At 68.6% G+C, this 11,752-nt stretch carries 13 protein-coding genes; 12 read left to right on the top strand and 1 reads right to left on the bottom strand.

The window, feature by feature from the left end; translation table 11 throughout:
* The first annotated feature begins 72 nt into the window (after window positions 1-72).
* Window positions 73-819, top strand: coding sequence for a bifunctional 1-(5-phosphoribosyl)-5-((5-phosphoribosylamino)methylideneamino)imidazole-4-carboxamide isomerase/phosphoribosylanthranilate isomerase PriA (gene priA, locus B9Y95_RS14945; protein ID WP_085513483.1), 747 nt, complete (start codon window positions 73-75; stop codon window positions 817-819).
* Window positions 803-1,630 (top strand): SseB family protein, encoded by an 828-nt coding sequence (locus tag B9Y95_RS14940; protein ID WP_085512983.1) that lies wholly within the window; start codon window positions 803-805, stop codon window positions 1,628-1,630. Before priA ends, B9Y95_RS14940 begins: the two co-directional genes overlap by 17 nt.
* Before the next feature lie 27 nt (window positions 1,631-1,657).
* Here B9Y95_RS14940 and B9Y95_RS14935 read toward each other — a convergent pair whose 3' ends face one another.
* Entirely contained in the window at window positions 1,658-2,029 is a 372-nt protein-coding gene (locus B9Y95_RS14935; protein ID WP_056012072.1) for a DUF1844 domain-containing protein, read from the bottom strand.
* A 230-nt stretch (window positions 2,030-2,259) separates the two neighbouring features.
* On the opposite strand from B9Y95_RS14935, the gene infC reads away from it, so the two are divergent.
* The 10 genes from infC (at window position 2,260) to pheT (ending at window position 11,680) form a co-directional block, all read left to right on the top strand.
* Window positions 2,260-2,925 (top strand): translation initiation factor IF-3, encoded by a 666-nt coding sequence (infC, locus tag B9Y95_RS14930; RefSeq protein ID WP_194719021.1) that lies wholly within the window; start codon window positions 2,260-2,262, stop codon window positions 2,923-2,925.
* Window positions 2,926-2,940: 15 nt separating this feature from the next.
* A complete protein-coding gene (rpmI, locus tag B9Y95_RS14925; protein WP_056012069.1) occupies window positions 2,941-3,135 on the top strand; it encodes a 50S ribosomal protein L35 in 195 nt (64 codons plus the stop codon).
* Window positions 3,136-3,162: 27 nt separating this feature from the next.
* Window positions 3,163-3,549, top strand: coding sequence for a 50S ribosomal protein L20 (rplT, locus tag B9Y95_RS14920; protein WP_064294422.1), 387 nt, complete (start codon window positions 3,163-3,165; stop codon window positions 3,547-3,549).
* 102 nt (window positions 3,550-3,651) lie between these two features.
* Window positions 3,652-4,452, top strand: coding sequence for a TrmH family RNA methyltransferase (locus B9Y95_RS14915; protein ID WP_085512981.1), 801 nt, complete (start codon window positions 3,652-3,654; stop codon window positions 4,450-4,452).
* Between the two features lie 221 nt (window positions 4,453-4,673).
* Window positions 4,674-5,393: an amino acid ABC transporter ATP-binding protein gene (locus tag B9Y95_RS14910; protein WP_079707380.1), complete on the top strand. Its 720-nt coding sequence runs from the start codon at window positions 4,674-4,676 to the stop codon at window positions 5,391-5,393.
* 91 nt (window positions 5,394-5,484) lie between these two features.
* A complete protein-coding gene (locus B9Y95_RS14905; RefSeq protein WP_085512980.1) occupies window positions 5,485-6,381 on the top strand; it encodes a glutamate ABC transporter substrate-binding protein in 897 nt (298 codons plus the stop codon).
* Between the two features lie 107 nt (window positions 6,382-6,488).
* Window positions 6,489-7,136, top strand: a complete 648-nt coding sequence (locus B9Y95_RS14900) for an amino acid ABC transporter permease (protein WP_079707378.1) — start codon at window positions 6,489-6,491, stop codon at window positions 7,134-7,136.
* Entirely contained in the window at window positions 7,133-8,032 is a 900-nt protein-coding gene (locus B9Y95_RS14895) for an amino acid ABC transporter permease (RefSeq protein ID WP_085512979.1), read from the top strand. Before B9Y95_RS14900 ends, B9Y95_RS14895 begins: the two co-directional genes overlap by 4 nt.
* A gap of 91 nt (window positions 8,033-8,123) precedes the next feature.
* A complete protein-coding gene (pheS, locus tag B9Y95_RS14890) occupies window positions 8,124-9,164 on the top strand; it encodes a phenylalanine--tRNA ligase subunit alpha (RefSeq protein ID WP_085513481.1) in 1,041 nt (346 codons plus the stop codon).
* A 2-nt stretch (window positions 9,165-9,166) separates the two neighbouring features.
* Entirely contained in the window at window positions 9,167-11,680 is a 2,514-nt protein-coding gene (gene pheT, locus B9Y95_RS14885; RefSeq protein WP_085512978.1) for a phenylalanine--tRNA ligase subunit beta, read from the top strand.
* Window positions 11,681-11,752 lie beyond the last annotated feature (72 nt).

Here is an 11,752-nt window from a genome sequence, read left to right as displayed (position 1 = left end):
GGTGCTTGTGCCACGAGGCATGCTGTGCGCCGGGAACCGAGGGGCTCGCAGCTCCCGAAGAAACGGTGGATCATGAACGAGTTCAACACGACGGCCGGACTGACGCTGCTCCCCGCGATCGACATCGTGGACGGCAAGGCCGTCCGGTTGACGCGCGGCGAGGCCGGTTCGGAGACGAACTACGGTGAGCCCGTCGACGCAGCCCTGGACTGGGCTCGTCAGGGGGCGGAGTGGATCCACCTCGTCGACCTCGACGCCGCGTTCGGCCGTGGCGACAACCGGTCGATCATCCGCAAGGTCATCTCGAAGGCGCGCGGCGTCAACATCGAGCTGTCGGGCGGCATCCGCGACGACGCCTCCCTCGAGCAGGCGCTCGAGACGGGTGTCGCACGCGTCAACCTCGGGACCGCGGCGCTCGAGAACCCCGAGTGGGCCGCGAGCGTCATCGCCCAGTACGGCGAGGCGATCGCGGTCGGCCTCGACGTCCGTGGCACGACGCTCGCCGCTCGCGGGTGGACGCAGGACGCCGGCGACCTGTGGACGGTCCTCGACCGCCTCGAGGAGGCGGGCTGCGCACGCTACGTCGTGACGGACGTCACGAAGGACGGCACGATGCAGGGGCCGAACATCGAGCTGCTCCGACAGGTGCTCGGGCGCACGGAGCGGCCGGTGGTGGCCTCCGGCGGCATCTCGAGCCTCGACGACCTGGTCGCGCTACGCGAGCTGGTCCCCCTGGGGCTCGAAGGTGCCATCATCGGGAAGGCGCTCTACAACGGCGCGTTCACCCTGGCCGAGGCGCTGGATGTCTCGGGCCGCTGACGAATCCTCCGAGCCCGACCGGCACGGTCCGTCGGGCGGGCATGACCACCATGCGGCGGGTGGCGCCGACTCGGCCGGCCAGCCCTGGGCTGGTCGGAGCTTCCAGCCGAACGCGAGTTCCGGTGACGACGGCAGTGCGCCCGAGCGGCTGATCGAATCCCTCCGACGTTTCCGGACCGGCGAGGTCGGGGAGGCTGAGGTCGTCGATGCGTTCCGGGACTCCCGCCTGCTCATCCCGCTCGTGGCCCACCTCGGTGAGGCCGGCGAGAACGAGCACGGCCAGCTCGTCGACAAGTCGCAGGAGCTGTCCATCGTGACCGTGACGGGTCCGGACGGCCGCACCGTGCTCCCGGTGTTCAGCTCGGTGCAGGCGATGTCCGCGTGGAACCGGACGGCGAGGCCGATCCCGGCCGACGGCGTCCGGGTCGCTCTGGCGGCCGCGAGCGAGCAGACGGACGTCGTGGTCCTCGATCCGACGTCGAGTACCGAGTTCGCCGTACGCCGCCCAGCGCTGTGGGCGATCGCGCAGTCGCAGCCGTGGACGCCCAGCTTCGCGGACCCGCTGGTGGGCGACGCGTTCGAGCGGTCGATCGAGCAGGAGCTCGCGGTCGTGAGTGTGCGTCTGCGAGCCGGAGATCCGGAGGCGAAGCTCGCCGGATCCGAGCTCGTGGTCGAGCTCGGCCTGCTGCAGGGACTGACCCAGCAGGAGCTCGACGCGGTGCTCGCGCGGCTCGCTCAGCGCTGGGCCGCGGACGAGGTCATCGCGACGCGCGTCGACTCGCTCGCGGTGTCGCTCCGCCCCGCCGACTGATCGGCGAAGCGGAGCGCCGCGTTGCGATCAGGTGACCGGGCCGGTCCACTTCTCGCCGGGACCCTTGCCGATGGGATCCTGGATGGTGGACGCCTCCCGGAAGGCGAGCTGCAGGGATCGCAGGCCGTCGCGCAGCGACCGGGCGTGCATGTCGCTGATCTCCGGGGCGCCCGCGGTGATGAGCCCGGCGAGGGCGTTGATGAGCTTGCGGGCTTCGTCGAGGTCCGTCTGGGCGTCGGGGGCGTCCGCGAGGCCGCACTTGACCGCTGCTGCGCTCATGAGGTGCACGGCGGCTGTGGTGATGACCTCGACGGCGGGGACGTCGGCGATGTCCCGGGTGGCCTGATCTGCCCCTCCCGACTCGTCGTCGTGGTCGTACGGGCTGGTGGTGTTGTTCACGTGGATCCTCTGTTAGACTCGTGCGGTGCTCCGAGACATGTCTCGGTACGAAAGAGGAGATTCTCCCACCCGCGCTTGACCGCTTCATAAGGTTACCGGGTTGTCACGCTCCGCCTGTCGCTTCACCGCTTCGGGTAGCAGGGTGTGGTGCCTTCCGACAGGTGTTCTGAACACCGGCGGATGGTACGGGTGTGTGGTGAACCGATTTCGTCGCGGCGCAGGTATCGGACCTGGTCGCGTGGCATCCCACCCAGTCAGAGGAGCTCCGCATCAGCGATCCCCGTACCAATGACCGTATCCGCGTCCCGGAGGTCCGACTCGTCGGTCCCGGCGGAGAACAGGTCGGCGTCGTCAAAATCGAGGTCGCCCTTCGCCTCGCGCAGGAAGCGGATCTCGACCTCGTCGAGGTCGCACCCAACTCCAAGCCGCCCGTCGCGAAGATCATGGACTACGGCAAGTTCAAGTACGAGGCTGCGCAGAAGGCCAAAGAGGCCCGGCGCAACCAGGCGAACACGATCCTCAAAGAGGTCCGGTTCCGCCTCAAGATCGATCAGCACGACTACGAGACCAAGCGCAAGCGCGCCGAGGGCTTCCTCAAGGCCGGTGACAAGGTGAAAGCCATGATCCAGTTCCGCGGCCGCGAGCAGTCCCGCCCAGAGCAGGGCGTCCGCCTGCTCCAGAAGTTCGCCGAGGACGTGTCCGAGTGGGGCACCGTCGAGTCCACCCCCATGGTCGACGGTCGCAACATGGTGATGGTCGTCGGGCCGCTCAAGAACAAGTCCGAGGCGAAAGCCGAAGCCAACGCACAACGTGCGGCATCCAAGGCACGTCCGGCTGAAGCCGACGAAGCCGACGAGGCTGCTCCGGTGGAGTCATCCACCGACGAGAACCGATAAGAAACGAGGAATCCCATGCCGAAGCAGAAGACCCACTCCGGGGCCAAGAAGCGATTCAAGGTCACCGGCAGCGGCAAGCTGATGAAGCAGCAGGCCGGTATGCGACACAACCTGGAGAGCAAGTCCAGCCGTCGCACCCGTCGCCTGAACCAGGACCAGGTGCTGGCGCCCGCCGACGCCAAGGTCATGAAGAAGCTGCTCGGTCGCTAGACCGTTTACCCGTAAGGAACTAGGAACATGGCAAGAGTCAAAAGGGCGGTCAACGCTCACAAGAAGCGTCGCGTCATCCTCGAGCGCGCCGCCGGTTACCGCGGTCAGCGTTCGCGTCTGTACCGCAAGGCCAAGGAGCAGGTCACTCACTCCCTCGTCTACTCGTACCGCGACCGTCGTGCGCGCAAGGGTGACTTCCGTCGCCTCTGGATCCAGCGCATCAACGCGGCTTCGCGTGCCAACGGCATGACGTACAACCGCTTCATCCAGGGTCTCGGCCTCGCCGGGATCGAGGTCGACCGCCGTATCCTCGCGGACCTCGCGGTGCACGAGCCCGCCACCTTCGCGGCCCTCGTCGCGTCGGCCAAGGCTGCGCTGCCCGCCGACACCTCGGCGCCCAAGGTCTCCGCGTAGTCGGAAGCCCTGCGTCCGAACGGACGACGTGTTCGAACGGCCCGATCCCACCAGGGATCGGGCCGTTTCGTCTGTCCGGAGCGCGACCCATAGGATGGGTGCGTGCTTGACAATCCGCGGTCACCGCGCGTCCGTTCCGTCGCCAAACTCGCCAAGCGTCCGGCGAGACAGGAGACCGGCCTGTTCCTCCTCGAAGGACCACAGGCGGTCTCGGAGGCCCTGCAGTTCCGGCCCGACCTGATCCTCGAGCTGTACGCGACGCCGACGGCCCTCGAGCGCTACACCGACATCGGGGCCGCGGCCACCGATGCGGGACTCGAGATCGAGTTCGTCACCGAGCAGGTCCTCGAATCGATGGCCGACACCGTCACGCCGCAGGGGTTCATCGCGGTCGCGCAGCAGTTCCCGACCTCGATCAAGGACATCTTCGCCGGAGAGCCGCAGCTCGTCGTCATCCTGGAGGAGGTCCGCGATCCGGGCAACCTCGGGACGATCATCCGAGCCGCCGACGCCGCCGGCGCGGACGCCGTCGTCCTGAGCGGACGGACCGTCGACCTCTACAACCCGAAGGTCGTGCGCTCCACGACCGGCTCGCTCTTCCACCTGCCCGTCGCGGTCGGTGTCGAGCTGCCCGCCGTGCTGGAACGAGCCCGTGCAGCGGGATTGCAGACGCTCGCGGCCGACATCAAGGGCGAGGACCTCCTCGTGGCCCGGTCGGAAGGCGTGCTCGCGCGGCCGACGGCATGGGTGTTCGGCAACGAGGCCAGGGGGCTCACCGACGAGCACCTCGAGCTCGTCGACCGTGCGGTTACGGTACCGATCTACGGCCGTGCCGAGAGCATGAACCTGGCCACGGCGGCATCGGTGTGCGTCTTCGAGAGCGCGTTCGCGCAGCACGCTTGAGCGCCTGAAGCGTCGACCGTCGAGGTTACGAAACGGTAACCGTAGCGCTTCCGTCATGCGCACGAAACACACGGTCACCTAGTTTGGGTTACATGGAGCCAACAGTGTCCCCGAACTCCGGCCCGACGGAACCCGATGCAGCAGCCTCGCATGGTGCCGCCGGCGCATACGAGACCACGAGCAACCCGATCCAGGCAGGGCGCGGCGAGCCCCTCGTCGTCATGGAGAACGTCGAGAAGCACTACGGCGAGTTCCACGCCCTGAAGGACATCAACCTCACCGTCAACAAGGGTGAGGTCGTCGTCGTGATCGGACCGTCCGGGTCCGGCAAGTCGACCCTCTGCCGGACGATCAACCGGCTCGAGACGATCAGCTCGGGCGAGATCCGGATCGACGGCAAGAAACTGCCGGAGGAGGGCAAGCAGCTCGCCGAGCTGCGCGCCGACGTCGGCATGGTGTTCCAGTCGTTCAACCTGTTCGCGCACAAGACGATCCGCGAGAACGTCACCCTCGGCCCGATCAAGGTGCGCAAGCAGAAGAAGCGCGACGCCGACGATGCGGCGAAGGTGCTGCTCGAGCGCGTCGGCATCGGCGTGCAGGCCGACAAGCTGCCGGCACAGTTGTCCGGCGGGCAGCAGCAGCGCGTCGCGATCGCCCGCGCCCTCGCGATGAAGCCGAAGGTCATGCTGTTCGACGAGCCGACCTCGGCACTCGACCCCGAGATGATCAACGAGGTCCTCGACGTCATGGTGCAGCTCGCCAGCGAGGGCATGACGATGATCGTCGTGACCCACGAGATGGGCTTCGCCAGGAAGGCCGCCGACCGCGTCGTCTTCATGGCCGACGGCGAGATCCTCGAGGACACCGACCCCGAGTCGTTCTTCACGAACCCGCAGTCCGAGCGGGCGAAGGACTTCCTGTCGAAGCTCCTCACCCACTGACCCATCCGACTCCGGATCGCGCGACCCGCGCGGCGACCCGGAACTGACCAACCGATCGGCCCGTCCCGGGCACCAAGGAAGGAAGGAAAACATGCGCAAGAGGCTCATGTTCATCACCGCGGGAGTCGCTGCAGCAGCGCTCGCGCTCAGCGGGTGCAGCGGCGGCGACGCCGGCACCGGATCGACCGACGGCGCGTCCGACGGCGGCGCACTCTTCGAGGTCGCCACCGACGTCCAGCTCGAGGGCAGCCCCACGTACGACGCGATGGTGAAGGCCGACAAGGTCCGCATCGGCGTCAAGGAGGACCAGCCCGGTCTCGGTTACCTCGACGCCGCCACCGGCGAGCGTTCCGGCTTCGACGTCGAGATGGCCACCTGGATCGCCGCGTCGCTCGGCTTCGACGCCGACAAGATCGAGTTCAAGGCGATCCCGAGCGCCAACCGCGAGTCGGCCATCGTGAACGGTGACATCGACTACTACGTCGGCACCTACTCGATCACCGACAAGCGCAAGGAGCAGATCGACTTCGCCGGACCGTACTTCGAGACCGGCCAGGGTCTGCTCGTCGCCGCGGACAACGACGACATCAAGGGCGAGGACGACCTCGCCGGCAAGACCGTGTGTTCGGCGACGGGCTCCACGCCCATCCAGAACATCAAGGACAACTTCCCCGACACCAAGACGGAGGAGTTCGACACCTACTCGCAGTGTGTCGAGGCCCTGAACGACGGCAAGGTCGACGCGGTCACGACCGACCAAGCGATCCTGATCGGGTACGCGGCGCAGTTCCCCGACGACCTCAAGGTCGTGGGCGAGCCGTTCAGCACCGAGCTGTACGGCATCGGTCTGCCGAAGGGTGACGACGCCCTCCGCCACTTCATCAACACGATGTTCACCAATGGCGGCGACACCTGGACCAAGATCTACGACGCCACCCTCGGCGCCTCCGGCACCAAGGTGACCCAGCCGGCGGTCGACGACTACTAAGCAGCGCCCCGGGCGGCCGCCGACCAGCGGCCGTCCGGGGGAGCTGTCCCGTCGACTCCGCCCAGGCGCCCGCCACGGGCGTCCCCCTCCCGAAAGGCGTGCGCGACATGAACGTCCTGCTCGACAACCTCGACCTCTTCGTCACGGGCTTCCGCAACACCCTGCTGCTCTTCGTGGTGTCGGGGTTCTTCGCGCTCATCCTCGGCACCATCGTCGGTGCCATGCGGGTCTCGCCGGTCCCGGCGATGCGCCTCTTCGGCACCGTGTACGTCAACACGGTGCGCAACACCCCGCTGACCCTCATCCTCTTCTTCTTCGCCTTCGGCTACCCGAAGCTCGGGCTCCCCGAAGTGAGTTACACGACGCTCGCGATCATCGGGCTGAGCCTCTACACCGCGACCTACGTCGCAGAGGTCCTGCGGTCCGGCGTCAACACGGTGCCGATCGGTCAGGCCGAGGCCGCACGCGCGATCGGGCTGCCGTTCGGACAGACCATGACGCTCGTCATCCTGCCGCAGGCGTTCCGTGCCGTGCTCCCTCCGCTCTTCAGCGTGCTCATCGCCCTGCTCAAGAACACGACGGTCGCAGCCGGCTTCTCCGTCGCCGAAGCGGGCGCGATCCGCGCGAACCTGTCCGAGCGCGGCGAGCCGCTCCTCATCGGACTGCTGTGGGTGGCCCTCATCTTCGTGGCCCTCGTGTCGCTCCTGTCCCTCGCCCAACGGGCCTTCGAGAAGAAGTGGAGGATCGCGCGATGAGCTCCGTCCTGTTCGACACCCCCGGCCCGAAGGCCATCGTCCGCTATCGCTGGATCGGTGCGGCGACGGTGCTCGTCGTTGCCGGCATCCTCGCCTTCGTCGTCTTCCGCTTCATCGAGACCGGACAGTTCACCGCCTCGAAGTGGAAGCTCTTCACCTTCCCGCGCGTCTGGGAGCAGATCCTCCAGGCGACGGGCGCGACCCTGTCCGCGTTCGCCGTGGCTGCGGTCTGCAGCGTCGTCCTCGGGTTGATCCTGGCCATCGGCAGACTGTCCGACCACAAGATCATCAGCGTCCCGTTCACGATCTTCATCGAGTTCTTCCGGGCGGTCCCGGTGCTCATCCTGATGATGCTCATGTACTACGGGTTGCCGCCCCTCGGCTTCACCTTCGTGACGCCGTTCGTCGCCGTCGCCATCGCGCTGACGCTGTACAACGGCGCGGTGTTCTCCGAGATCTTCCGAGCGGGCATCGAGTCGCTGCCGAAGGGACAGGGCGAGGCGGCGTACGCGATCGGCCTGCGGAAGTCCGCCGTCCTGCGCCTCATCCTGTTCCCGCAGGCGATCCGCGCGATGCTGCCGGTCATCATCGCCCAGCTCGTCGTCGCCCTCAAGGACACGGCACTCGGCTTCCTGATCACCTATCAGGAGCTCCTCTACCTCGCGAAGCAGTTCGGGTCGCAGGCGCTCTACGGTAGCCCGATCATCCCCTCGATCATCGTGATGGGCTCGATCTACATCGTGCTCTGCCTGATCCTCTCGGGCGTCGCGAAGATCGTCGAGGTGCGTACCCGACGATCGCCACGGACGCCGAAGGAGCAGGCCGTGACCGAGGACACGACGACCAAGATCCTCGGCATCCAGGCGGGGAACCAGTCGTCCGGCGCGAGCATCTGAGGTCGTCCCGGCGGAGCCCGGGCGACCGGGTCCCCGTCGGGGCGAGGACGGTCGCCCATGCGGGCCGACCGCCTGGGTAGACTTGGCTCTCGTGTCCGACGCATCCCCAATCTCCGAACCAGCGGTGAACGCCGCGGTCGACGCCGCTCTCGAAGCGATCGCCGCAGCCACCGACTCGGCCGCCCTGAAAGCGGTCCGATCAGCCCACGCCGGCGAAGCGTCACCGCTCGCCGCCCTCAACGGATCGCTCCGCAGCGTGCCGAACGACCAGAAGGCCGCGCTCGGCAAGCTGGTCGGTCAGGCTCGCGGGCGCGTCGCGAAGGCGTTGAGCGAGCGCGAGGGCGAGATCGTCGCCGCCGAGACGGAGGCACGCCTCGCCGCCGAGGCGATCGACGTCACCGCCGTGCCGCTGCGACGTGTGCCCGGTGCCCGGCACCCCCTCACCCTGCTCCAGGACCGGGTGTCCGACATCTTCGTCGGCATGGGGTGGGAGATCGCCGAGGGGCCAGAGGTCGAGAGCGAGTGGTTCAACTTCGACGCCCTGAACTTCGACGCCGACCACCCGGCCCGCGCGATGCAGGACACCTTCTTCGTGGAGCCGCTGGAGTCGCACCTCGTCCTGCGGACGCACACCTCGCCGGTCCAGGTGCGCTCGCTGCTCGAGCGCGAGCTCCCCGTGTACGTGCTCGCCCCCGGGCGCGTGTACCGCACCGACGAGCTCGACGCGACGCACACGCCCGTCTTCATGCAGTTCGAGGGTCTCGCCGTCGACAAGGGCCTGACGATGGCGCACCTGCGCGGAACGCTCGACCACTTCGTGAAGAGCGTCTTCGGCGACGACGCGAAGGTCCGCCTGCGTCCCAGCTACTTCCCCTTCACCGAGCCGAGCGCCGAGCTCGACTTCTGGCACCCGACCTTCAAGGACGGACCGCGCTGGATCGAGTGGGGCGGGTGCGGCATGATCAACCCGAACGTGCTCCGGTCCGCCGGTATCGATCCCGAGGTCTACTCGGGCTTCGCCTTCGGGATGGGCGTCGAGCGCGGCCTGATGCTGCGCGACGGCGTGCAGGACATGCGAGAGATGGTGGAGGGCGACGTCCGCTTCTCCCAGCAGTTCGGGATGGTGGTGTAGTCGTGCGTGTTCCATTGAGCTGGCTCGGGGAGTTCGTCGAACTCGCCCCGGGGACCACCCCTGAAGACGTCCACGCCGCGCTCGTGCGCGTCGGGCTCGAGGAGGAGGACGTCCACCGCTTCGAGCTGACCGGTCCCATCGTCGTCGGCGAGGTCCTCGAGTTCGTCGAGGAGCCGCAGTCCAACGGCAAGACCATCCGCTGGTGCCAGGTCCGCGTCGCCGAGGGTGACGCCGACGGGGCCGTACGGGGCATCGTCTGCGGTGCCGGCAACTTCTTCGTCGGCGACCAGGTGGTCGTCACCCTGCCCGGCGCCGTCCTGCCCGGTCCGTTCCCGATCGCCGCTCGCAAGACCTACGGCCACGTGTCGGACGGCATGATCGCCTCGGCTCGCGAGCTCGGTCTCGGTGAGGACCACGACGGGATCCTGCGCCTCTCGACGATCGGGGTCGAGGCACCCGTCGGCACCGACGCGATCAGCCTGCTCGGTCTCGACGACGCTGCGGTCGAGCTCAACGTGACGCCCGATCGCGGCTACGCGTTCTCGATCCGAGGGGTCGCACGCGAGTACTCGCACGCGACCGGGGCGGCCTTCCGCGACCCGGCGGCGAGCGTTCCCGACGCCTTCACCGGACCACTCGACGGCTTCCCCGTCACGATCGAGGATGCTGCGCCGATCCGCGGTCGCGTCGGGTCGAGCGTCTTCGTCACGCGCGTCGTGCGCGACGTCGACCCGACGAAGCCGACCCCGCCGTGGATGGTGGCCCGGTTGAAGCTCGCCGGCATCCGCTCGCTGTCGCTCGTCGTCGACATCACGAACTACGTCATGCTCGAGCTCGGGCAGCCGATCCACGGGTACGACCTCGACAAGCTCACGGGCGGCATCGTCGTCCGGCGCGCGCGGACCGGCGAGACCTTCGTCACGCTCGACGGCCAGGAGCGGAAGCTCCACGACGAGGACCTGCTGATCACCGACGACTCGGGCCCGATCGGGCTCGCGGGCGTGATGGGTGGCCTCGACACCGAGATCACCGATGCCACGCGCAACGTCCTCATCGAGGCCGCGAACTTCGACCAGGTGTCCATCGCGCGGAGCGCGCGTCGCCACAAGCTGCCGAGCGAGGCGTCCAAGCGGTTCGAGCGCGGTGTCGATCCGCAGATCGCCGTCGCGGCCGCCGGTCGCGTCGCGCAGTTGCTCGTCGACCTGGCCGGTGGCCGGACGGACGACCTCGGCTCCACCGTCACCACGGCGCCGGATCGCGAGCCGATCCTGCTCCCCGACGACTACATCAACGGCCTCATCGGCGTCACGTTCGGAGCGGACGAGACACGATCCGCGCTCGCCGAGATCGGCGCGGCCGTCGAGGCGACCGATGGCGGCCTGCTCGTGACGCCGCCGAGCTGGCGCCACGACATCACCGGCAAGGAGGACCTCGCCGAGGAGGTGGCGCGGATCCTCGGATACGACCGCATCCCGTCGGTGCTCCCCGTCGCGCCTCCAGGACGCGGGCTCTCGCGTTCGCAGCGGCTGCGACGTGGGGTCTCCGATGCGCTCGCCTACGGCGGCGCGACCGAGGTGTTGGCCTACCCGTTCGTCTCCGCCGAGGAGAACGCGCGGTTCGGTGCTCCGCAGCCAGGTGAGTTCCCGGCCGTGAAGCTCGCGAACCCGCTCGACGCGAAGGCGCCATTCCTCCGCGCGTCGATCCTGCCCGGTCTCCTCGCGGTTGCCCACCGGAACGTCTCGCGTGGTCTGACCGACCTCTCGATCTTCGAGGTCGGCGCGGTGTTCCGTCCGTCGCGTCACGGCGCCTTCGGCCAGGCCGAACTCCCGCAGGCGGCGGTCCGTCCGAGCGAGGCCCAGCTCGAGGAACTCGAGGCGGGCGTCCCGGCTCAACCGCGTCATCTCGGCTTCCTCGCGGTCGGCAACGCCGTCCCGAAGCAGCCGGGCCAGCCCGCGGTCGCGGCCGGTATCGCCGACGCGCTCGAGGCTGTCCAGGCCGTCGCGGTGGCGACCGGCGTCGACATCACCGTCTCGCAGGGCAGCCACCAGGCACTGCACCCCGGACGGACTGCGGCGCTGCATGTCGGCGACGTCCTGGTGGGGTACGCGGGGGAGGTGCACCCGGCCGTCGCCGAGGAGGCGAACCTGCCGCGCGTCGTCGCGGTCGCGGAACTCGACCTGGATCGCATCATCGCGCTCGGCGACGCACTGCCCGAGGCCGTCGGCATCGGAACCCTTCCCGCTGCGACGCAGGACCTCTCGCTGCTCGTCCCGGTGACGGTCTCAGCCGGTGAGGTCCTCGACGCCGTCCGGATCGGAGCCGGTCCGCTACTCGAGCACATCCGCCTCGTCGACGACTACCGCGGTTCGGGCGTGCCCGAGGGTGGCAAGAGCCTGACCTTCGCCCTGCGGTTCCGCGCGCCGGACCGCACGCTCACCGCGGCGGAGGCGAGCGACGCGAAGCTGGCCGGCGCGGCAGTCGCGGCCGAGCGCTTCGGCGCGAGCATCCGGGACTGAGCCGGTCGTACCGGACGACAGCGGCCCCGCGGATCGATGATCTGCGGGGCCGCGTCCGTCGGACGGGACGGA

Source organism: Plantibacter flavus, from assembly GCF_900177615.1.
GTDB classification, from domain to species: domain Bacteria; phylum Actinomycetota; class Actinomycetes; order Actinomycetales; family Microbacteriaceae; genus Plantibacter; species Plantibacter flavus.
Note: the sequence above shows the minus strand (reverse complement) of the source record. Positions and strands in the feature narration are given on the sequence as shown.

Excerpts from the sequence above, each read along its gene's own strand:
- priA (WP_085513483.1), top strand. The coding sequence starts at position 73 with ATGAACGAGTTCAACACGACGGCCGGACTGACGCTGCTCCCCGCGATC.
- B9Y95_RS14940 (WP_085512983.1), top strand. The coding sequence starts at position 803 with ATGTCTCGGGCCGCTGACGAATCCTCCGAGCCCGACCGGCACGGTCCG.
- rpmI (WP_056012069.1), top strand. The coding sequence starts at position 2,941 with ATGCCGAAGCAGAAGACCCACTCCGGGGCCAAGAAGCGATTCAAGGTC.
- rplT (WP_064294422.1), top strand. The coding sequence starts at position 3,163 with ATGGCAAGAGTCAAAAGGGCGGTCAACGCTCACAAGAAGCGTCGCGTC.
- B9Y95_RS14910 (WP_079707380.1), top strand. The coding sequence starts at position 4,674 with ATGGAGAACGTCGAGAAGCACTACGGCGAGTTCCACGCCCTGAAGGAC.
- B9Y95_RS14905 (WP_085512980.1), top strand. The coding sequence starts at position 5,485 with ATGCGCAAGAGGCTCATGTTCATCACCGCGGGAGTCGCTGCAGCAGCG.
- B9Y95_RS14900 (WP_079707378.1), top strand. The coding sequence starts at position 6,489 with ATGAACGTCCTGCTCGACAACCTCGACCTCTTCGTCACGGGCTTCCGC.
- B9Y95_RS14895 (WP_085512979.1), top strand. The coding sequence starts at position 7,133 with ATGAGCTCCGTCCTGTTCGACACCCCCGGCCCGAAGGCCATCGTCCGC.